We start from the raw sequence: 20,889 nt of genomic DNA, 5'->3' as shown, positions 1-20,889 counted from the left end.
CCGGCCGGGCTGCCGCAGCAGCTGCGCGCCCCGGGCCGGGCCGCAGGCGAGGTCTTCCCAGCAGGCGTCCGGGAGGCGCACTGCGTGCTGGCCACGGACGCCCTGGCCAGTGGGACCGTGGAACAGCTCGGCTCACCCGACAGAGCCCAGCTCAGCCGCATCCGTCGCTGCCGCGGCCGCCGCAGGAAGAAGGCCCGAACCCCGGCGGCTGGGATTCCGGGCCCTGTCCTGTTGAGGAACGCGTTCAGCCGGTGTCCGGGTCCTGACCGACCAGCCGCGTGAGCAGCTCCACGATCTGGGCCTGGTTCCGGTCCATCTTCTGCCCGAACTCCTCGAGGCGGCTCTCCAGCCGGTCCACCTTCTGATCGAGGTTCCCGACCTGGAGACGCACGGCCGTCAGGTCGCTTGAGCAGCGGACTCGGCTGGCTCCCGCCGCCCGGAAGATGGTGGAGGAAGCCCCCGACCGCGGACGCAGGCGAAGAAGAAGCAGCGCCGCGTTCGACTTTGGACGCTGGACAGGCTCGCCGCAGAGCCGGCCAAAGCTGATGCCGACTCAGCAGACCCTCAATCGCGCGCTCTCAGTGGCGCGCGGTGCCGGTTCGCCTGGCCTCACGGTGTCGCGCTGACCAGGATTCCTCGTCTTGCATGGAAGCGCTCGAATACGTGCATGGGCAGCGATGCGGAGTCTGCATTGTGGGAGTAGCCCGACGGATTATGGAACCGCACCGTCCCGCCATGGACCTCATGAATCACCACGAGATGCCCTCCCCGTCGCGGTTTGTAGGTGCTTGGTTCGCGAATCTCAGGAGACACTGAAGCGATCAGGGCTTGCCCGGGGCGCACCGCCCGGGCGGATTCCTGGATCGGCGTGTTCTCGACCAGTTGGCATTTGAATCCGAATTGTGAGCTGACCCAGGCCATGAATGGCCTGTAGATCAGTCCCTGGACCTTGCCTTGGGGTTCCATCACGTAGCAGCCCCAGTCGAGGGCCAGCGAAAGGAGTTCACGCATCGGCAGCCGGATGTCCGTCCAGCCGTGGAGCAGGGACTGCAGGCATGCCAAGCCGCAGACTTTGCGGGACCAGAAGAGGTACTCCTCGCACGAGTGGTATCCATCGGAGGCCCAGTCGTGCAGTTGCGATGGATCGGTGCGTCTCAGGAAGACGTCGAGCCTCGATGGGGCGGCACGCCGCATGACGACCTCGTCGTTCCGGTCCAGGCTTCCCCATTGTGAGACGTACGGGAGGCTTCCATCATGTGATGGGAAAGTCGAAATAGACATCTGAATAAGGCTCGCTTTTCAGCGTGTAGTGCCACCACTCGCAGGCGTGGCGAGCAAATCCGCATTTTTCCATGATGGAGCAAAGGTGCTCGCGGTTTTTCGCTTCGGTGGGCGTTATTCCTCTTGCTCCATGATGTGAGATCGGGTCCATGAGGTCGTAGCCGCCGCCCATGCGGGCGTTTTCTCCGGTGGCGAGGCTGTAGAGCGTCAAGTCGACGGTACTGCCGCGACTGTGGCCTGACTTGGCGGCCACGTATCCCTTGTCGAAGAGCTCGGATCTGTCGATATTGGGGTAGTGGCGCTGCTTTGTCCGGCCGTCCTCCGGCTGTTCTGACCAGCGTCGGAAGCAGTCGACGGCGCGTTGCGGACGGTATCCGTCCCAGACAAGCAGGCCGAAGCCGAGGGACGCGGCTTCTTCTTGCGCGTGCCCCAGGGCCGTACACAAAGCCTTTGTGCCAACTATCCGATTTGCCAGATATCCGTCTACCGGCTTTCCGGTGAAGTTGTCCGGGGTGGCGTACTTGGCATCCCACCGGATTCCGGGCACCAGCTCGTCCAGGTACACGAAGTCGTCGTTCATCGCTTTTTTTGGTGCAGTGTCATTGACACGAGTCGGTCGATCACGTCGGAAAGCGGCAGGCCTGCGGCGGCCATCATGCGGGGATAGCGGCTGTAGGAGGTCATGCCGGGAAGGGTGTTGACTTCGTTGAGCACCACCTGGCCGTCGTCCTTGAGGAACATGTCCACGCGGGCAAGCCCCTGACAGCCCAGTGCGCGGTAGATGGTCTTGGCGCTCTCTTGGACGAGCTGGCGCGATTCTTCGGAGATGTCGGCGGGAACGATGAACGTCGAGTTCTCCGAACCAGTCTCGGGTGAGTCCTCCTGGTGGATCCTGAAAAACCCGTGTGAGAGGGCTACACGGTCCACCTCGCCCGCGATCGGGGCGGATGGTTCCCCCAGGATCGCGCAGCCGATCTCGCTCCCGGCCACGGCCTCTTCGATCAGGACCTTCGAGTCGTACTGTCGTGCGGCCTCCAGTGCACTCAGCAAGTCCTCTTCTCCGGCGACTTTGCTGACGCCGAAAGATGAGCCCGAACGGGCCGGCTTCACGAAGACGGGATAAGGAAGCTGGCCGGCGTCGACCTTCTCGTCCGCCGCGACCACCCAGAAATTTGGCGTGGCGATTCCCGCGCTCTTGGCGATGGTGTAGGTCAGGGATTTGTCCATGCACATGGCGGAGCTCTGGATATCGCAGCCGGCATAGGGGATGCCAGAGAGTTCCAACAGCCCCTGGATTGCACCGTCTTCGCCGAGCGTGCCGTGCAGAACGGGCAGCACGAGGTCCAGACGGATCACTTCGAATCGTCCCTGTTCCAGGACGAGCAGTCCGTGGACGCTTCGGTCGGGTGACAGCATGACCGGACGGGCGCCGCCGTTCTCCCAGTCTGTGCCAGGGAAGTCACAGAGCTTCCAGGCACCGGACTGCGTGATGCCGATCCAGTACGGCTCGTATGTACGGGCATCGAGGTTCTTTGCGACCTCCTGGGCGGACTTGACGGAGACGAGGTGTTCTTCGGAAGAGCCCCCGAAGATGATGCCGATCTTCAACCTGTGCACGTTTTCCCGCTTTCAAAGTCGAGGCAGTTGATGAGGGTGTTTCTGATGGTGTCGCTCAGCGCGTGGTCGGTGTAATAGGCCGTGTGCGGGCTGATGAACACATTCGGCAGCTCCTGAAGTCGCAACAGCGAGCGGTTCTCGATGGGCTTGTTCCGGCAGTCGGTGTAGAAGATTCCTTCCTCACCGTCGAGGACGTCCAGCGCCGCGCCGCCCAATCTGCCGCTTTCCAATGCCGATAGAAGGGCTTCGGTATCAATGAGCGGCCCGCGTCCGGTGTTGACGATGAACGCGCCGTGTTTCATCTGCTCGATACGTCGGCGATCGACGAGATGGCGCGTTTCTGCGGTGAGCGGGGTGTGGAGCGTGACAATGTCGCTGTGCCGAAGCAGCTCGTCGATCGGCGTGTAATCGGCAGCGGTGTTGGGGCGATTGTCGTAGGCCAGCACGCGGCAGCCGAAGCCTCGCAGCCGGTCAATGACTGCTGTGCCGATACGCCCCGTGCCGACCACTCCGACAGTCAGGTCGTGCAGCTCTTTGCCGCGTATCTCACTCAGCCGGTAGTCATGGGCATCGGTGCGGCGGACGGTGGCCTTCGCGTGGCGCACGGCCATCAGCATCAGCATCAGCGTGTAGTCGGCAACGCTGTCGGGAGAATACGCCACGTTTCCGACGGAGATACCGACGCTCTTCGCGTAGCTCACGTCGATGTGATTGCATCCGACACTTCGTGTGGAGAGATACTCCACACCGGCCCGGCTCAGTGCGGTGAGCGTGGCACGGGTGACGTGCGTCTTGTGGCCGATGCTGATGCATCGGTTCCCGGCTGCCAGGTCGATATTGGCTTCAGATACCGCTTCCTTCGTGATGGTTGGCACCACACCAAAGCGAGGCGCCATTTCTCGGAAGAGAAGGGCCTCATCCTGCTCGCATCCATAGACCGTGATTTCCGTTGTCGAGACGGCCCGTGAGGACGACGCCGGCGCTCGGGTGCGGCGCACCGCCGCTCGTGTTGGTCCACTGGAACTCATGTCTTCCAGACAAGAGAGCGTGGCGTTGCCGGAGCGTATGCGTTTTTTGATACGCCGACGATATGTCGGCCGCTGCAAGGCGCGACGATGCTCGTCCTGATCTTCAAGGACGAGTCCCCACCCCCGCAGGGGGGGCCGGCGGAGGTGAATGCGCAACACGCTGCCGTGTCGCCCTCACCGCTCAGGGCGATCCCGAAGCAGGGCCGGGGCGGGCCAGCAACGCTGCTGCCGGACCTGATGCTCGAACTGCCGGGGTGTTCGGTCGATCCCGCGGGCGAAGCCGGCGCGGCCCCAGCAGCCACTTGCCTGCTCTCGCCGGGGGCTGGCCGGCAACATATCGTCGGCGTATCGAAAACTGCATACGCTCCGGCAACATCACGCTCTCTTGGCTGGAGGGTATGAGTACCAGCGAGCCAGCCTCTGCCCTCCTTCACCTCGCCAGCCCGCCTCCGCTCGCCGTCCTGGCGACCGGCCGGGTCTCGATGTGCTTCGCCGATCCTTGCGCGGTCTGGGCGTGATCCCGCTCAGCCTCGGCGAGATCGCCGCAGTGGTCGGCGGGAGGGTCAAGGGCGACGACGCCGTGACGGTGACCGCGCCGGCCGTACTCGACGGCCGGCAGGCCGAGCCGGGCGGCCTCTTCGTCGCCTTGGTCGGCAAACACGCCGACGGCCACGACTACGCCGTCCAGGCCGGCCGGGCCGGCGCGGTGGCTGTGCTCGGCTCCCGGCCCACGGCGCTGCCGACCGTCGTCGTCGAGGACGCCGAGGCCGCGTTGCAGGCGCTCGCCGCCCACGTCGTGGCACGGCTGCGCGACGGGCTGACTGTGGTCGGGGTGACCGGATCCCGCGGCAAGACCAGCACCAAGGACCTGCTGGCGGCCGTGCTGTCGAGCGCCGCGCCGACGATCGCCACGACCGGCTCGCTCAACAACGAGCTCGGCGTGCCGCTCACCATGCTGCGTGCCAGCGCGGCCACCCGCTTCCTCGTCCTTGAGATGGGAGTGCGCCGCATCGGCGATATCGCCAACCTCACCGGCTTGGTCGCGCCCGACGTCGGTGTCGTCCTCAACGTCGGCCAGGCCCACCTCAGCTATCTCGGGTCGCGCGAGGCGATCGCCCAGGCCAAGGGTGAGCTGGTGCAGGGTCTGGCGCCCGGCGGCACCGCGGTCTTGGGCGCCGACGATCCCCGGGTGGTCGCGATGCGCTCGCTCACCGACCGCCCGGTGCTGACCTTCGGCCGGGCGGAACACGCCGACGTGCGCGTACTCGACGTGGTGCTGGACCGGCTCGCCCGGCCGTCCTTCACCCTGCGGACCGCCACCGCCTGGGCTCCGGTCACGCTGCCGCTCGTGGGCACGCACCAGGCGCTCAACGCGGCGGCTGCCACGGCGGTGGGGCTGGTGGCCGGCGTCTCCCTCGATGCGGCCGCAGCGGCGCTGCCCACGGTCCGGCTGTCGAAGTGGCGCTTGGAGCTGCGTGACCTCGCCGGCGGCGCAACGCTGCTCGACGACTCCTTCAACGCCGACCCCGACTCGACCCGTGCCGCCCTGGACGCGCTGGCGGCGATCGAGGGCGGGCGCCGCATCGCCGTCCTCGGCGAGATGCTCGAACTCGGCGACGGCAGCGAGGCCGCGCACCGCGCCATCGGGGAGTACGCCGCCCGCCGGGCCGACGTGGTGGTCGCGGTCGGCGCCCGGCCGCTCGCCGGCGGCGCCGGAGAGCGGGCGGTGGCGCTGGCCGACAACGCCGCGGCCGTCGAGTGGCTGCGCGGTCGGCTCACGGCCGGCGATGTGGTGCTCGTCAAGGCATCCCGCGGGGCGCGCCTCGACGAGGTCGCCGCCGCGCTCGTGTCCGGACCCCCCGATGTGCTGGTAGATCAACCAAGGAACGACAGGTAGGAGCGGCTGTGGCTTTTCGGGTACGGGTCATCACGGCGAGCGATCACGCCGCGTTTAACGCGACCCAGCCTGCGGTGAGTTTCCTGCAGACCCCAGCCTGGGCGTCGGTGAAGAGTGAGTGGGGGTCGCAGTCGCTGGGCTGGTTCGACGACCGCGATCGACTGGTCGGCGCGGGTTTGGTGCTGTTTCGGCGGCTGCCCGGGTTCAAGACGTCGCTGGCGTACCTGCCCGAAGGGCCGGTGATCGACTGGTCCTCGGATGAACTGGCCGGCTGGCTCGGCCCGCTGGTGGACCACCTCAAGCGCTCTGGCGCCTTCGCCATACGCATCGGGACGACGGCGGTGGCCCGTACCTGGAGTGCTGAGACGATCAAGGCCGCGATCGCCGACCCGGAGATCACCAGGCTCAGCGACGTGCCGCCGGACACGGTCAACGACGCCGCCGCCCGGGCACGCATCCAGCTGCGGCATCTGGGCTGGCGCCCGCCGAAGGAAGAAGAAGGATTCTCCGCCGGGCAGCCGCGCTGGGTTTTCCAGGTCCCGTTGGCCGGCAAGGACGAAGATCAGCTTCTTAAGGGGATGAACCAGCTCTGGCGGCGCAACATCAAGAAGGCCGGCAAAGCGGGCGTCATCGTGACCCAGGGCAGTGTCGAGGACCTGCCCGACTTCTACCGGGTCTACCTCGAGACCGCGAAACGTGATCACTTCATCCCGCGGCCGTTCAGCTACTTCCCGGCCATGTTCGAGGCGCTGCTGGCCGAGGACAAGAACCGGATCCGGCTCTACCTCGCCCACCACGAAGGCGACCTCGTTGCCTCCACCATCTGGATCCGGGTCGGCGAACACGCCTGGTACAGCTACGGCGCCTCCGCCACGGCCAAACGGGAGGTACGCGGGTCGAACGCCGTGCAGTGGAAGATGATCACTGATGCTCTGGCGGCCGGATGTACGGTCTACAACCTGCGCGGCATCACCGACACCGTGGACAAGAAGGCCCCGCACCTGGGCCTGATCCAGTTCAAGGTCGGCACCGGCGGCGAAGCCGTGGAGTATCTCGGCGAATGGGATCTGCCGCTGAATCGCCTGCTCTACAAGGCATTCGACGTCTACATGTCCCGTCGAGGCTGAGGCAGCCCGCCGGTGGCGTAACTCGGCGGGCGCGACGCGAAGCGGGCATAAAAGCAGCAGCCGGCGCGGTTGGGGGGCCGTGCCCGCCGATCGCACGTGCCCTCGCAGCGATCAGCAGATCGGCCGATGACAGCATCGGGCCACCCATTCGCCTCACACCTGGCGCAGACGGTCCGCCGAAACCTACAGCGGGCAGCGGGTGGTCATTGCCGCAGCCGCGCCGGTGCCTTCGGCCACGGCCGGCCGAGGAGTCCGCACGAATTCCTTCGAGGCCGCTTGCACCGGTGAGCCGCCGGTGGCCAGCGGCGGGCGATGACACAGGATGTTCACGACAACCCCTGGCCCGCACTGCCCGGCGTGATGGAAGACCGCTTGCTTCGGGTTGGCTTTGTGATCGTTTCCCAAAGGGGCGGGTCAGTGGGGCCAGGGGCAGCAGACGCAGGCCCCTGCGGGAACTGCCCCCACCGATAAGACCGCCCACTGCCCGGGCCCGGCCGGCCCGGGCACCGGTCGAACGCGGCGCCACCCGCCTGACGTCCTGGCGGGTCTTCCGCGGGCCCGCGGCAGTCCCACCGCATGACGTCCATCGCCACAGCTGTCCTCACTGCGAAGCGGCAACACCGAAGAAGCTCACTGAGCGGTGTGCATGCTGAAGTTGCTGGTCGCGGGTCTGGTGTGAGTGTCGGGAGAGCTACTCGTGCCAGGAGCTGGAGCGGATCACGGCTCGCCGAAGTGAACTGGACAGGCTCGTCGGTGAGCCCGGTGAGGTCCTCAAGCGGAAATCGGATCCCCAGCGCCCAGCGGCAGGCCAGTTCGGCGGGGCCGGGATGGCGGACGAACGCAACGGGGAGCAGGAGCACGGCGAGGACCACCGCAAGTACGGCGAACAGCCGGTCGCGGAGCCGAGGTGGGATGATATGTGGTTCGTTCATGCCTCCAGTCGAGGGGGCGTGGTGTTGCCGGCCCGTATCCGGTTTTCGATACGCCGGCGATATGGCACCGGCTCGTAGCATGCGACTATGCGCGTGTTAGTCGTTGAGGACGAGCCCTACATGGCAGAGGCCATCCGCGATGGGCTGCGCCTGGAAGCGGTCGCGGCCGACATCGCCGGTGACGGTGATACCGCTCTGGAGCTGCTGAGCACCAACGCTTACGCCATCGTCGTCCTCGACCGGGACATCCCCGGACCTACCGGTGACGAGATCGCCAAGCACATCGTCGCCTCCGGCAGCGGCATGCCGATCCTCATGCTGACCGCTGCCGACCGGCTCGACGACAAGGCCACCGGGTTCGAGCTCGGCGCCGACGACTACCTCACCAAGCCCTTCGAGCTGCGAGAACTCGTGCTCAGGCTCAGAGCACTCGACCGCAGGCGCGCCCACAACAGACCACCTGTGCGAGAGATCGCAGGCCTACGTGTGGATCCCTTCCGCCGCGAGGTCTACCGCGAGGGCCGCTACATCGCGCTCACCAGGAAGCAGTTCGCTGTGCTCGAAGTCCTCGTCGCTGCCGAAGGCGGTGTCATCAGTGCAGAGGAGTTGCTGGAGCGAGCGTGGGATGAGAACGCGGATCCGTTCACCAACGCCGTGCGCATCACGGTCTCGGCCCTGCGTAAACGCCTCGGCGAGCCCTGGCTGATCGCCACCGTGCCCGGGGTCGGTTACCGCATCGACACAGGAGCGGACGCCGATGGCCGGACAGCGCGTGGATAGGCGTCAGGGGCTGAGCGTCCGCCTCAAGCTCACCCTCAGCTACGCCGGGTTCCTCGTGGTCGCGGGCGCCTTGCTGCTTGCCGCCGTGTGGGTGTTCCTTCTGCGGGGAAGGTCGAACAGCCTTGACGTCCCCGATCGGTCCGACTTCCTGCGCGTCTTCGACCCGAGCAATTTCGGCCCGGTCGTCTTCGTCCCGGCGGGGATCCTGGTGCTGGCGTTCTTGCTGGTGTTCGGTCTCGTGGGCGGGTGGATTCTGGCCGGCCGGATGCTCACCCCGCTGATTCGCATCACCGACGCCACCCGCAGGGTGGCGAACGGGCCGCTTTCCTACCGGATCCGCCTGCCGGGCCGCCGAGATGAGTTCCGCGAACTCGCCGACTCCTTCGACATGATGCTCGCGCAGCTCGAAGCCCACGTCGCCGAGCAGCAGCGATTCGCGGCCAATGCCTCTCATGAACTGCGCACCCCGCTGGCGGTCACGCAGGCGCTTCTCGACGTGGCCCGCAAAGATCCGGACCGCGACATCTGCGAGCTTGTCGAGCGCCTGCGCGTGGTCAACACCCGGGCCATCGACCTCACTGAAGCATTGCTCCTGCTCAGCCGCGCCAACCAGCAGTCATTCACCAGGGAACACGTCGACTTGTCCCTCATGGCGGAAGAAGCCACGGAAACGCTCCTGCCCTTGGCGGAAAAGCACGGCGTCACCATCGAAACCTCCGGCGAGATGAGCATCACCATCGGCTCACAGGCGCTCCTGCTGCAGATGACCACAAACCTTCTGCACAACGCGATCGGCCACAACCTGCCTGACCAGGGCATCGTATGGGTGAATACCAGCGTCCGCCCCCACACTGTTGTGCTCACTGTCGACAACACCGGCGAGAAGCTCACCTCGCAGCTGGTCTCGACACTCACCGAGCCGTTCCAGCGCGGCACCGAACGCCTGCACACCGGCCACGCAGGTGTCGGCCTCGGCCTGGCAATCGTCAAAAGCATCACCCAGGCACACGACGGAACCCTCGCCCTCACCCCCCGCCCCGCTGGCGGGCTGCGCGTCACGGTGCAGCTGCCCGCCGCGTCAGCGCACACACGAACAGACGACGATCAGGCCTGACGAACGTCCGGATCTCACAGGGGAACCCTCAGTGAGCGGTGTGCAGGCTGAAGTTGCTGGTCGCGGGTTTGGTGTGAGTGTCGGGAGAGCTACTCGTGCTGGTCGTCGGCTGGTGTCCACGGGGAAGATCGTCGGTCAGCGGGCGACTTCGTGGTTCGTCAGGACCAGTAGAGCCCTGATCAGTGCGGTCGCCCACTTCGGGTCGGTGCGGATCTTGCCGAGTACGCGCCAGTTCTTCAGGTGGGCGAAGCCGTGCTCGACCGGTGCCCACACGGCGGCGAGGGCTTTGTCCGACAGCTTCTGCCCTCGTGTCAGCGGCCGGTTCCTGGCGGCCTTGTAGCCGGTGATCACCGCCGGATCGGCATCGGAGCCGCTGTCGTCGAGCCCGACGGATCCCAGGTCGGCGATGGCTACGGGGCCGGCGTCCCGCAGCCTGGCGGTGAGCCGGTCGTGCCGGCAGGCGGTGATTTCCGAGGTGCGTCCGGGCCGGGCCGTGATGGCGATTCCTGAAAACGGCCGAGGTCGCTTCTCGCCTCACTTGGTTGGTCCTTGATGTGTGGGGAAAGTGGGGAGCGAGGATCGGGTCTTGATCACCTGTGGGTAGGTTCTGGCCGTGACTGGTGACTGGCGGATGGATCGGATCGAGGCTGCTCTGCGAGGGGAGAATCTCACCGTGCTGCGGCGGCTTGAGTCGGGATTCGCGGTGATCGGGGACGTTCAGTTCTTGCCGGGTTACTCGGTCCTCCTCGTGGACGAACCCGGTGTTCAACGGCTGTCTGACCTGCCGAAGACCAAGCGGCTGGCGTTTCTGTCCGACATGGACCAACTCGGGGAAGCGGTTGAGCGGGCCTGCCGGCGGCTGGATCCCCATTTTCGCCGGGTCAATCTGGAGATCCTCGGTAACACGGACCCGTTCTTGCATGCCCACGTCTGGCCGCGGTTCGAGTGGGAGCCGGCCGAGCTGGCGGGCAAGCCTGTGTGGCTGTATCCGCATGAGCGGTGGAGTGATGAGCGGTTCAGGCTTGGTCCGCAGCATGACGTGCTGCGGGATGTGATCAGCAGCGAATTGGACCGGTTGCGTTCGACGGTCTGACGGTGTGGGCCCGCCGACCGTCAGGTCGGCGGGCCCGGTGAGCGGTGACGGTCAGTGGATGGTCATGGAGTCCTTCGCAGCGGAACGATGTCGGGGATGGTCGTGGGGACAGAGGGGCGGGCGGCGTCCGGGGTCGCAAGCAGCGCGACGATGGTGATCGGCTGCCGGCAGTGCGGACAGTTCCGGGTCGCGGTCGGCTCCAACGGGTCGCGTTCCAGGGTTGGTTGGCGTGATGACGCTCGGCTGACCGGTTTGGGCTGTGGTGGCAACTCCGGCAGTGGCGACGGTGTCGGTCTCTCGCCGAGGCGGCCGGCCCGGTCTTCGTCCCGGGCTTGGTCGCGTCTGCGTTCGGCGTCTTGCGGCAGGCCGGTGAACAGTAGATCTGGCGGACTGTCCTGAGGGCATCGAAAGGGCCCTCGCACACGGGGCAGGTTCGTTTCTCCCGGGCGTCCTCGCTGGTGCGGGAGGTGGTCCGGCACTCGTCCGAGCAGTAGATCCGGCGTTGGCCGACCGTGGTGGTGAAAGCGGTGTGGCAGGTCGGGCAGGTCTGCTGGACGGGTTTGTTCTGGCGGTTGGTTTCCTTGCAGGTGGGTGAGCAGAAGACCTGGCGGCTGGTGGCGGTGGCGACGGTGAAGACGGTCGTGCAGACCGGGCAGCAACGGGCCATCTCGGACGTGACCTCGGTGGTGTCGGGGGCGTTATCAGGAGACACAGGCGTTCGCCCCGGCTCGGATGGCCTCGGCCTTGTTCTGGTGGCCGCGGAGCCGGTAGGAGGGGCCGTCGATGCCAGGACCGCGGCCCGGTGCAGGAGCCGGTCGAGCATCGCTGCGGCGACCGTGGCGTCGCCGAAGGCGCCGGCCCAATCGGTGAACGCCTCGTTGGAAGCGATCGCGATGCTGTTCTTCTCCCCCCGCTCAGCCAGAACCTGGAGGAGCATCTCCGCGCCGCGGCGGTCCAGTTCGAGGTAGCCGAGTTCATCGAATTCTCCTTCCGCGAGCGGCTGCGGAAGATCACCTTCTTCACGGCCGGGGTGAGGTTGTCGTAACGGACCTGACCGGTCGGCACTCCGCCCAGCGCGGTCAGCGCGTGCACGTGTCCTTCGAAGAACGCCTGCCGACCGCAGGAGCGCGAGATGCTTCTCTGCACTAACCAGCAGCGTCAGGTGACCGGTTTATCCGCTGGTGGGCTCGTGACGGCAGAGAGCGCCCGTGCGCACCTCTCAGCTCTGCCTTGCTCGAAGACCGGACTCTATGGGCCGAGTACGATCGGCGGTCGGCGAGAGCTTGGCCCACGGACCGTCAACGACGGCGCGCGGTCAGCAGCCAGACGAGATCGATCACCGCGATCGCCCCCCAAATCCAGCAGACGACGGCGCCTCCGGTCGGCGCCAGCGCCGTGGCGAGGGCGCCCAGCCCGACGGTGCCCAGCACCACCCCGGCGCTGCGCCCCCGTGCCAGTGACGCGCGCAGTGGACCCGGTTCGGCCAGCCGGTCGGCCAGGTAGGCATCGAAGGCTTCCGCTACCTGGTCGTCGATCCCGTCCCGCATCCGGGCATCCAGCGAGTCAGACATGGACGGCCACCCGTTGCACCACGGCTGCCTGAACGGAAGCCACCCCTGGCGGTCGCAGCGCGGCGACAGCGCACAATATCGCCAGGGGCAGTTCCAGCGTGCAGGCCAGCGCCAAGGTGAAGACCACGTCGCGCCCGGCCGTCGTGACGTCGAACTGCTCATGGCGTACACCGAGATAGTCGAGGCGACGCTCGACGACCTGACCCCCGCCGTGCACGAGCCGCCCGCAACTCCCTGCTCGAACTGATCAAAGGGGTGCTCATGCAGACATTCGACGACACCGAACCCCTGCTGGCCCCCGCGTTGGCCCAGGTGGCCAGAGACATCGCGGACAGCCGCCTCACCGACCCCGATCTCTCCCCCGCGACTCTGGCCCGCGAACTCAAGGTCTCCGTACGGACGTTGTACCGGGCCTTCGCCGAGACCGACGACTCGGTGGCCGCGTACATCCGCCGCAGACGCCTGGAGCAGTCCCGCCTCGAACTGACGGCGCCGGGCACCCGCCCGAGCATCTCGGAAATAGCCGCACACTGGCAGTTCGCCGACAGCAGCCACTTCGTCCACGCCTTCGAGAAGGAGTACGGCCAGACACCCGCCGAATATGCCCGCAGGCAGAAGTGACCTGCGGATCGGGGCTACTTCAGGCGAGGGCCGCACAGGTCAGGACCGCTCCGCCGACGGGGCTCTCATGACAAGGTCGCGGTAGGGCAGCGTCACCACGTCGAAAGCGTCCAGTCCCCGTTCCTTCTCCACCTGGTTCAAGCGGTCGGCTTCCTCGTCCCTGTCCTCACCCATGATCTCGACCGTTGTGAAGATGCCGGCATCGACCGCGGCGTCGATCGCGACGACCAGGTCTTCCTCACCGGAGCGTCGGTAGACGGTGCGGCTCTTGACCACCCTCACCAGCTCCACCATGCCCAGCGCGGTCAGCAGTGAGCGGTGTGCAAGCTGGCGAGCCGAGCACGCCACGCTCACGCAGTTGGGCGAGGTGTTCCAAACCACCAGGCCGGTACAGCGCAGCCGCGTCGATGTCGGCCTCCGCAGCACTCATCCTGCGGACGCTGCCCGTCTCCAGCTGAGCAACAGCAGGAGACTGCGGCTGCGGACCGTGGCCGAGCGGTCGGCGCGAGATGCTCATAACAGCTGATCGTATGTCTCCACACGAGCCGACCGCGCCACCACTTTCCCGGGGCGCAGAGCAGTGTGCTGGACGGCTACGGGGGCAGAGCCTCGCACGGTCGCCCGACGGCGTCACCCCCTCTCCCCGCGACGTCGGCCGGCTTCCCGCATCAGGCGTCGACCGCGGTGTCGGAGCGACGTGCCCCCATCCGCACCAACGATCACCCGGGTGATCAGGCACGCGCACGCGCTGCACAGGGGACGGTGGACGCAACCGCTGACCTGGAGTTTCCTGGATATCAGTTCTGGGGAGCCTGCTCGCGCCGAGGCACGCCGGTGCACGAGACGATCAGAGTGGACCGTATGGCCACCGGACCCGACAGTTGCCGGGTCGCGGTGTCGGGAGAGCTTGACCTTGTCACCGCCGACGAGGTGCGCCAGGCACTCCAGACGGCCGTCGGCGATAACCGTGTGGTGGTCATCGACCTCGGCGGACTGACGTTCTGCGACTGCAGCGGGCTGAACGCGCTGCTGGCCGCCGCCCGCACCGCTCGAGCCGGTGACGTCGAGCTGCGACTATGCGCCGTCCCGCACTTCCTCGCCCGCATCCTGCACCTGTCCGGCACCCGCAGTGCGTTCACCATCGATTCAAAGCCCGGCCAGCCAGAGAGCCGGCCTGGAGCATCGGGTTTCAGCTGAAGAACTCCGCTGCGCGCCGCCTGGTCTCGCGCAACGCTGTCGACAAGCCCAACCTCGTGCGGTGTCAGGTGCGGATCTGGCGGGGCAGTGCGCCCGCCCGGGACTTCAGGTACCAGCTGATCTCGTTGGGGAACTGCTCGGCGAAGGGCAGGAGCCGTCCCAGAACACCTTCGTACAGCGGGTCCGTGCCCAGGCGGTCGAACGCGGTGAGCCGCCCGGCCCACAGGGCCGCCGCCGTCCCCGGCACGCCGTCGCCGAGCTCGACGGCAAACTCGATGATGTCCTCCACCGCACGAAGCAGTGCTTGGCGCTCCTCTTCATACCGGTCCCGGAGCACGGGCTCACGCGCGATCAGCAGGTCAGTGGACGGGATCGACAAGGCATCCCGCAGCTGGCCGAGGGTCGGCTCCTCGCACAGTGCCGTCACGACAGATGCCGTCAGCGCGGGCCGGCCGCCCGTGACGCGGTCCAGGACGCTGGTGCCGAGCACCGCGGCCGCGCTGGCGTAGCGCCAGGTGAGCAGCCCGACGCCGCGCTCGTAGCGGTCGGCCAGACAGCTGAGCTCGTGCAAGGCGTCGGGGTGGTGGGTCAGGGCCCGGCCGTGGGTGTACACCTCCGCGTTCTCTTCCAGCCGGTAGGAGCGGTGGGTCACGGCGAGCGCGGATTCGTACTCGTGCCGCAGGTCCTGCAGCGTGACGTGCAGGGCGCGCAGTGCCTCGATCTCGAGCGCGGTCAGCGGCGCGGCCTCGGTGAATGCCGGGAAGTCCACGGGCTGTTGTCTCCTGTCGACGCTGTCGGGCGTCGCCGACCATGGCGTCGGCGGGCTCGCCCGGCGCTCGTGCTCCGCCTTTTGGCCGATGCCTGGTCTCGACGCACTATCCAAGCCGAGCCAGCCATCTGGCGTGGCCGGATCCAGCCGAATGCTGATCTTCTGCTGCGCTGCCAGGGCACGCCGGGCTGAAACTTCCGCTCCCTGGGGGCTGATCGGCGATCATCCCCGATGATGGGGGACCACCCGGGCAACGGATCAAGCAATGCTGGGAGTTACGTACATGGCGGTGGAGACCGGCGCATGGCAGGAGGACCGCGTCGCAGGGCGGGTATGGACGGTGCGCCTGGACCCCTACGGCCGCCCTTCCGCCGGCTCGGTCCGGCTCTCCTGCTCCCGCCCGGCCTGCGCCGATCAACGCTTCCCCGGCGCCGCCGCGGGACGCAAGGCCGCAGTTGAACACGTCAACATGCACCTGGCCCGCATTCGCACAGGCGGCGGGCCGCGCGGCGAAGCGTGGTGCGCCTGCCGCGCCGCCGACTGCGCATGGCACACCCCCGACACCGGCACCAGCCCCGTCGCCGGGCAGCGGGGCAGGCCGCGGTCGGCGGCAGAAGCGGTGAAGTGCGGCGGCCCGGTGGTCCTGACCGTGTACGCGGACCGTGCCGGAAGGCTGTGGCGGATCGCGGAGACGTGCGCTCGGTGCGCGGCCGCTACTCCCGGCTGCCGTGTCCTGGACACCGCCCCGCCCGCGGCCCGTACGGCCCCGGCCGGGACGGACCAGGCGGCGGGGAAACCGGCCGCACAGCGGGATCCCTCAGGCGACACGGTCGGTCATGGTGCGGCGGCGGTCTTCTCCGACCACGGCCCATCCCCCGCGGCCGGTGCTGCGTCTGCGCCGACGTCGGTCCCTCGTGCCCGCGCCGCCTCCCCGGGCGGGGCATCCCGGCGGGCGAAGCGGTGGGGGAAGATCGCGGAGCGGATCGTGCCGCACGACCTTCAGCCCGACGTCCTGCGGATGGAGCTCATCGAGCTCGGGGACGCCTTCCGCGCCTACCAGCAGCGCGCCGAACCCGACCCGGCTCTCCTCGCCAGGCTCCACGAGCGCAAGGCCCGCGCCTTCGCCTCGTGGGCCGACGTCAGTGGCGACGGCGCCCTGCGCCACGAGGCGAAGCGTGCCGAGAAGGCCGCGCAGACCACCCGCGAGATGCACGCCAACCGTGGCGGCCAGACGGTCGGTGACACGGCAGGCGGCAACCAGCCGGTGGTCGGTGACAGGGTGAGCGGTAACCATCTGGTGGAACGGCTGCTGACCCGGCAACAGGGCGTGCCCGCCCGAGCCGTGCTGGACTACGTTGCCGCCCACTCCCCACACCCGGGGGCCGAGGTGCGCCTGGCGGTGCTCATGCTCACCCTGCGGGCCGCGCGCGCCGGTACCGGGAACGTCACCGGCCAGGATCTGACCGGCTGGCTCCAAGACGATGCCGAGCGGGTGCTTGGGCGGCTGGTCACCGGCGGCTGGCTGCGCCTGCCGGGAACCGTCGCCGAGGTGATGGCCTCCCGCCCCGAGGACCCCGTCGAGGTCACCGTCCCCACGCTGTTGCCTGAGCAGCCCCGCCCGTTCACTTTCGGCAAGACCAGCCGCGCGAGGATCTCTGGCTGGGCCCAGAAAGTCGTCGGTGACCGGAAGCTCCGCAAGAAGAAGCTGGGCGCCGCCCCCCGGCTCCTGGCCCTGTGTACCGCCGCCCACGCCCGCCCCGACGGCCGCCTCGGACGCGCCGAGGACGGCGGGCCGCACCTGGACCAGGCCGCCGCGGTCACCGCCCTGCCACCCGAGGAGGTCGCCGAGCACGCCGGACTGCTGATCACTGCCGACTGGCTCGCCGAAACCGACACTGCCGGAGACCGGCTGCGCGGACAGCTTGCTGGGCGCGTCCTGCCGCTGGGAGGGCTGCTGTAGCCCGCCGCGGTGTACCGCCCCCGCCTCTCGCGCTCGACCGCCCCGGGGCTTGCGAGCGGCGGCGCCGAGGAGATCCACGGCGGCGCATCTTGAGTGGATGAGCATGGAGATGAGCGACCGCGGGTGGGAGGCCTTCATGATCAACGCCCTCGGTATCAGGAGGACAACCGGAATACGCCGGAAACGTGCCGCAGGCCGGGCGGAACCGTGAGTTGCTCGCCGCTACCGCGCTGAACCGTCGCTGGGTGGGGAGGCTCGCCCGCCCAGACCGTGGCGGTCGCGAGGTCGGGTCGGTGCCGACTGGAATGTCCGCGTTCTGCGCCAGCTCGAAGGTGCCAAGAGCTGATCCAGCTGCGGCTTGTCAGGCAGCTGCGGGTGTGGGGCGGAAGGTGCGTCGGTATGCCTGGGGTGTGACCCCGATGGCGACACGGAGGTGCTGGCGCAGGGAGACACCAGTGCCGAATCCGGCGCGGTCGGCGACCAGGTTGATCGGCCAGTCTGTGGTCTCCAGCAGGTGCCGGGCCAGGTCGACGCGCTGGCGGACGAGCCACTGGCCGGGGCTGGTGCCGACGTCGTCGCGGAAGCGGCGGGTGAAAGTACGCACGCTGACGTTGGCGTGGGCGGCCATGTCGGCCAGGGTGACGGGTTCGGCGAGGCGCTGCATGACCCAGGCCTGGGTGGGGGCGGTGCCGGGGGCAGAGGGGTCGGGGACGGGGCGCTGGATGTACTGGGCCTGGCCGCCGTCGCGCCAGGGCGGTACGACGCAGGAGCGGGCGACCTCGTTGGCGATGCCGCTGCCGTGGTCGCGGCGGACCAGGTGCAGGCACAGGTCGATGCCGGCGGCGACCCCGGCGGAGGTGAGGATCTCGCCGTCGTCGATGAAGAGGACGTCGGGGTCAATACGCGCGGTGGTGAACATGCGCTGCAGGCGGTCGGCTTCGCGCCAGTGGGTGGTGGCGGGGCGGCCGTCGAGCAGTCCGGCAGCGGCCAGCACGTAGGTGCCGGTGCAGATCGCCACGATCCGGGTTCCGGGGCGGATGGCGTCCAGGGCCTTGCGCAGGGTGTCGGGCAGGCGGCCCTCCTCGCGGATGGGGCCCAGCGCGTGGGAGGGCGGGATGACGACGGTGTCGACGCTGGCCAGCAGGGAGGCGTCGTGGGAGACGGTGAGCTGGTAGTCGGCCTCGGCGCGGACGGGGCGGCCGTCCAGGCTGCACGTGGTTACGGAGTAGAGCTGGTTTCCCCTGCCGTCGCGGGCGGCGCCGAAGATCCGCGCGGGGATACCGAGCTCGAAGGGGACGACACCGTCCAGGGCCAGGACGCCAACGTGGTGCATGACCCGATCCTTTCATCTCGTGACCATTGGGCCACTACTGAGGGGCTATCCGGCCAGACAGTCTTGGGACGTGCCGAGGAGAACCGGCACAAACCACAAGAAACTCAGTGCTGATGAAAAGAGACACGTCATCATGGACCAGCCCGCAACCCCCGCGACCATGCGCGCCATCTCCCAGGAGGTCGCTGGAGCACCGGACGTCCTCAAGCTCGTCGAGACGCAGCGTCCGCTCCCGGGCCGGGGCGAGATCCTGGTCCGGGTGCACGCGGCGGGTGTGAACCCGTCCGACTGGAAGACCCGCGAGCGGGGCGTGTTCGTGAACGGCGCCAGGCCGCCGTTCACGCTCGGCTCCGACGTCGCCGGGGTGGTCGAGGCGGTCGGCGACGGGGTGACACTCTTCCAGGTCGGCGACGAGGTGTTCGGGATGCCGCGCTTCCCGCACCCGGCGGGTGCCTATGCCGAGTACGTCACCGCCCCGGCCCGGCACTTCGCCCCGCGCCCCCAGGGCCTCACCTACATCCAGGCCGGCGCCCTGCCGCTGGCCTCGCTGACCGCCTGGCAGGCCCTGGTGGACACCGCGAACGTCCAGCCCGGCCAGCGCGTCCTGATCCACGCGGCCGCCGGAGGAGTCGGCCACCTGGCCGTGCAGATCGCCAGGGCCCGCGGCGCGTACGTCATCGGCACGGCCAGCGCCGCCAAGCACGAGCTGCTGCGCTCGCTGGGCGCCGACGAGCTGATCGACTACCGCACCCAGGATTTCGCCGAGACCTTGCGCGACGTCGATGTCGTCGTGGACGCCCTCGGCGGCCCCAACTGGGCCCGGTCCCTGCGAACGCTGCGGCCGGGCGGCACGCTGGTCTCGATCCTGCCGCTGGACGACACCTTCCCCGCCGAGGAGGCCGAAGCGGCCGCAGTGCGGGCGGTGTTCATGCTCGTCGAGCCCGACCATGCGGGGTTGCGCGAGATCACCTCCCTGGTCGAGGGCGGACGCCTGCGCGTAATCGTCGACGCAGTCTTCCCCCTCGAAGAAGCCGCCCGGGCCCACACGCTGGGTGAGACCGGCCGCACCACCGGCAAGATCGTCCTCTCCGGCACCCTCTGACCCACCCCGCTGCTTCTGCCCTGCGGCAGCCATGCCGCCGACTCCCCGGCCTGGGTCAGGCAGCACCCATCCCACCCGCACCGCGTACCACATCGAACGGACGGCTGGCCCGGATCGTCATCCCCCGGTCCCACATTCCTCCAACTGGTCACCGTGGCGCTTGGTCATCAGCTCAGCGAAGGTTTGGACGTGGCGGGCGGTCTTCTCCAGCTCCGGGCAGCGGTCCAGGATGGCCTTGAGACGCTCGGCCTGGTGATCGGCGATGTTGTCCGGTGGCGGGTGATCCAGCTGGTCACCTCCCGCACGGATGGATGCCGACGGGGCGGCCGGTCAGTGCGGGGGAAGGCGTCGCGCAGTTGCCGGACGTACTCCTTGACCACGCTCTCACCTCCGGTGTAGCCGCGGTCGCGGAGTTCCTCGAACAGTCGGCGGGCGGTGGTGCAGCCTTCCGCCCACCGCTGGTGGTGGTAGGGCTTGTGGGGGTCGAGAAGCTGGTGCGGCCGGTCCACTTGCCGACCAGCAGGTCGTCCGCGGTCGCCGCGCGCAGGAAGCGGCGGACGGTGTTGCGGGCCAGGCCGAGTTGGGCCGCGATGCCGCGCAGGCTGTGGCCGTGGCGGTGCAGCTTGTGGATGGCCTGATGGCGCTCGCGCGTGCGGTCACTGATCCGCCCGGACGTGCGAGGCACGGCTGTTGTTCGGGCCGTGGACGCGCCGGCTCTGACGTCCTCGGCCGTCACCGCCTGCTGGTCGTCGGGCGGTTCGGGCTCGGGGAGCAGGGCCCGATGGCGGACGACGGTCTTCTCCACGGCCTCCACGAGGTTGTGGAAGAGGTGCCAGCGGTCCGCGCAGTGCTCGGCGTTCGGTGCTCCGGCGCGGGTGCCGTCGGCGTAGGCGGTGGAGCGGTCGCGGCAGATCACTTCCACGCCGGGGTGGTCGGCCAGCCAGCGGGCCAGGGTGGCGGCCTCGCGGTCGGGGAGAACGTCGATGGGCCGGTGGGTGCCGATGTCGATCAGGATCGTGCCGTAGGTGTGCCCCTTGCGGAAGGCGAAGTCGTCCACGCCCAGCACCCGTGGGGTGGGTCTGCCGGGGTCGGGCAGCGCGAGGATGAGCCGCAGCAGGATGTCCCGGCCGACGTTCATGCCCAGCAGGTGGGCCAGGCGGGCGCCGGCCCGGCCGGCCAATGCCAGGGCGATCCGGGCCAAGGTGGAGCGTTGCCGTTCGGTGCGGTGAGCGTAGGGCCTGGTCAGCCCTGATACCTGTTCGGTGAAGGTCTGCCGGGGACATTCCTGGTCTCTGCCGGGGACATTCCCGGTCATCGCACAGGAAGCGACGGACCGTCAACACCAGCACCAACTGCCTTCCCCACGGCTGGCAGGTGGGCGGGATGACGCTGGTAGGAGCCGTGGACCCGCTCGGACCAGCCGCGACATCCCGGACACCGCGCACCACGGGCCGTGCTGCGAGCCGC

21 protein-coding genes and 1 pseudogene are annotated in these 20,889 nt (G+C 68.4%); 9 read left to right on the top strand and 13 right to left on the bottom strand.

The window, feature by feature from the left end:
- Positions 1-244: 244 nt before the first annotated feature.
- The 5 genes from ACMTAK_RS51585 to vanH form a co-directional block, all read right to left on the bottom strand.
- Entirely contained in the window at positions 245-391 is a 147-nt protein-coding gene (locus ACMTAK_RS51585; RefSeq protein WP_413812605.1) for a hypothetical protein, read from the bottom strand.
- 218 nt (positions 392-609) lie between these two features.
- Positions 610-1,194: a hypothetical protein gene (locus ACMTAK_RS51580; protein ID WP_413812604.1), complete on the bottom strand. Its 585-nt coding sequence runs from the start codon at positions 1,192-1,194 to the stop codon at positions 610-612.
- Positions 1,195-1,252: 58 nt separating this feature from the next.
- On the bottom strand, positions 1,253-1,861 hold the full coding sequence (gene vanX / locus ACMTAK_RS51575; protein ID WP_413812603.1) for a D-Ala-D-Ala dipeptidase VanX: 609 nt from the start codon (positions 1,859-1,861) through the stop codon (positions 1,253-1,255).
- Positions 1,858-2,898, bottom strand: a complete 1,041-nt coding sequence (gene vanA / locus ACMTAK_RS51570) for a D-alanine--(R)-lactate ligase (RefSeq protein WP_413812602.1) — start codon at positions 2,896-2,898, stop codon at positions 1,858-1,860. The genes vanX and vanA overlap by 4 nt, the downstream gene beginning before the upstream one ends.
- Positions 2,886-4,004: a D-lactate dehydrogenase VanH gene (gene vanH, locus ACMTAK_RS51565; RefSeq protein WP_461773837.1), complete on the bottom strand. Its 1,119-nt coding sequence runs from the start codon at positions 4,002-4,004 to the stop codon at positions 2,886-2,888. The genes vanA and vanH overlap by 13 nt, the downstream gene beginning before the upstream one ends.
- A 436-nt stretch (positions 4,005-4,440) precedes the next feature.
- Here vanH and ACMTAK_RS51560 point away from each other — a divergent pair, with 436 nt between their 5' ends.
- From ACMTAK_RS51560 to ACMTAK_RS51545, 4 genes are all read left to right on the top strand, one after another.
- Positions 4,441-5,823, top strand: coding sequence for a UDP-N-acetylmuramoyl-tripeptide--D-alanyl-D-alanine ligase (locus tag ACMTAK_RS51560; protein ID WP_413812601.1), 1,383 nt, complete (start codon positions 4,441-4,443; stop codon positions 5,821-5,823).
- 8 nt (positions 5,824-5,831) lie between these two features.
- Positions 5,832-6,950 (top strand): lipid II:glycine glycyltransferase FemX, encoded by a 1,119-nt coding sequence (locus ACMTAK_RS51555; RefSeq protein ID WP_413812600.1) that lies wholly within the window; start codon positions 5,832-5,834, stop codon positions 6,948-6,950.
- Positions 6,951-7,969: 1,019 nt separating this feature from the next.
- Positions 7,970-8,662, top strand: coding sequence for a response regulator transcription factor (locus ACMTAK_RS51550; protein ID WP_413812599.1), 693 nt, complete (start codon positions 7,970-7,972; stop codon positions 8,660-8,662).
- The gene (locus ACMTAK_RS51545) at positions 8,640-9,776 is read left to right on the top strand and encodes a sensor histidine kinase (RefSeq protein ID WP_413812598.1); all 1,137 of its coding nucleotides are present in this window, start codon (positions 8,640-8,642) and stop codon (positions 9,774-9,776) included. Before ACMTAK_RS51550 ends, ACMTAK_RS51545 begins: the two co-directional genes overlap by 23 nt.
- 135 nt (positions 9,777-9,911) lie before the next feature.
- Here ACMTAK_RS51545 and ACMTAK_RS51540 read toward each other — a convergent pair.
- Positions 9,912-10,268: pseudogene (locus ACMTAK_RS51540) on the bottom strand (transposase family protein); the annotation flags it as partial.
- A gap of 121 nt (positions 10,269-10,389) precedes the next feature.
- Between ACMTAK_RS51540 and ACMTAK_RS51535 the strand changes: the two are divergent.
- Positions 10,390-10,869: an HIT family protein gene (locus ACMTAK_RS51535; RefSeq protein ID WP_413812597.1), complete on the top strand. Its 480-nt coding sequence runs from the start codon at positions 10,390-10,392 to the stop codon at positions 10,867-10,869.
- Here ACMTAK_RS51535 and ACMTAK_RS51530 read toward each other — a convergent pair.
- The 3 genes from ACMTAK_RS51530 to ACMTAK_RS51520 all read right to left on the bottom strand — a co-directional run bounded on the left by ACMTAK_RS51530 (position 10,832) and on the right by ACMTAK_RS51520 (position 12,657).
- Positions 10,832-11,806, bottom strand: coding sequence for an ATP-binding protein (locus tag ACMTAK_RS51530; protein ID WP_413812596.1), 975 nt, complete (start codon positions 11,804-11,806; stop codon positions 10,832-10,834). The genes ACMTAK_RS51535 and ACMTAK_RS51530 overlap by 38 nt on opposite strands.
- 361 nt (positions 11,807-12,167) lie before the next feature.
- Complete coding sequence (locus ACMTAK_RS51525; protein WP_413812595.1) at positions 12,168-12,440, bottom strand: hypothetical protein; 273 nt, start codon at positions 12,438-12,440, stop codon at positions 12,168-12,170.
- Positions 12,433-12,657, bottom strand: a complete 225-nt coding sequence (locus ACMTAK_RS51520; RefSeq protein ID WP_413812594.1) for a hypothetical protein — start codon at positions 12,655-12,657, stop codon at positions 12,433-12,435. The genes ACMTAK_RS51525 and ACMTAK_RS51520 overlap by 8 nt, the downstream gene beginning before the upstream one ends.
- Before the next feature lie 44 nt (positions 12,658-12,701).
- Here ACMTAK_RS51520 and ACMTAK_RS51515 point away from each other — a divergent pair, with 44 nt between their 5' ends.
- Positions 12,702-13,061: a helix-turn-helix domain-containing protein gene (locus ACMTAK_RS51515; RefSeq protein ID WP_413812593.1), complete on the top strand. Its 360-nt coding sequence runs from the start codon at positions 12,702-12,704 to the stop codon at positions 13,059-13,061.
- Between the two features lie 39 nt (positions 13,062-13,100).
- Here ACMTAK_RS51515 and ACMTAK_RS51510 read toward each other — a convergent pair whose 3' ends face one another.
- On the bottom strand, positions 13,101-13,355 hold the full coding sequence (locus tag ACMTAK_RS51510; protein WP_413812592.1) for a hypothetical protein: 255 nt from the start codon (positions 13,353-13,355) through the stop codon (positions 13,101-13,103).
- 567 nt (positions 13,356-13,922) lie between these two features.
- Here ACMTAK_RS51510 and ACMTAK_RS51505 point away from each other — a divergent pair.
- Positions 13,923-14,258, top strand: coding sequence for an STAS domain-containing protein (locus ACMTAK_RS51505; protein ID WP_413812591.1), 336 nt, complete (start codon positions 13,923-13,925; stop codon positions 14,256-14,258).
- Positions 14,259-14,322: 64 nt separating this feature from the next.
- On the opposite strand, the gene ACMTAK_RS51500 is transcribed toward ACMTAK_RS51505, so the two are convergent.
- Complete coding sequence (locus ACMTAK_RS51500) at positions 14,323-15,027, bottom strand: hypothetical protein (RefSeq protein WP_413812590.1); 705 nt, start codon at positions 15,025-15,027, stop codon at positions 14,323-14,325.
- 283 nt (positions 15,028-15,310) lie between these two features.
- On the opposite strand from ACMTAK_RS51500, the gene ACMTAK_RS51495 reads away from it, so the two are divergent.
- Positions 15,311-16,987: a hypothetical protein gene (locus ACMTAK_RS51495; RefSeq protein WP_413812589.1), complete on the top strand. Its 1,677-nt coding sequence runs from the start codon at positions 15,311-15,313 to the stop codon at positions 16,985-16,987.
- A gap of 361 nt (positions 16,988-17,348) precedes the next feature.
- Here ACMTAK_RS51495 and ACMTAK_RS51490 read toward each other — a convergent pair whose 3' ends face one another.
- Positions 17,349-18,320, bottom strand: coding sequence for a GlxA family transcriptional regulator (locus ACMTAK_RS51490; RefSeq protein ID WP_413812588.1), 972 nt, complete (start codon positions 18,318-18,320; stop codon positions 17,349-17,351).
- A 133-nt stretch (positions 18,321-18,453) separates the two neighbouring features.
- Here ACMTAK_RS51490 and ACMTAK_RS51485 point away from each other — a divergent pair, with 133 nt between their 5' ends.
- Positions 18,454-19,422, top strand: coding sequence for an NADP-dependent oxidoreductase (locus tag ACMTAK_RS51485; protein WP_413812587.1), 969 nt, complete (start codon positions 18,454-18,456; stop codon positions 19,420-19,422).
- A gap of 292 nt (positions 19,423-19,714) precedes the next feature.
- Here the strand turns inward: ACMTAK_RS51485 and ACMTAK_RS51480 are convergent, their stop codons facing one another.
- Entirely contained in the window at positions 19,715-20,737 is a 1,023-nt protein-coding gene (locus tag ACMTAK_RS51480) for an ISL3 family transposase (RefSeq protein ID WP_413812586.1), read from the bottom strand.
- Between the last annotated feature and the right edge of the window lie 152 nt (positions 20,738-20,889).

It is taken from the genome of Streptomyces lacaronensis, assembly GCF_047337785.1.
GTDB lineage: Bacteria > Actinomycetota > Actinomycetes > Streptomycetales > Streptomycetaceae > Streptomyces > Streptomyces lycopersici.
The sequence above is the reverse complement of the archived record's forward strand: the minus strand, read 5'-3'. Positions and strand labels throughout refer to the sequence as shown.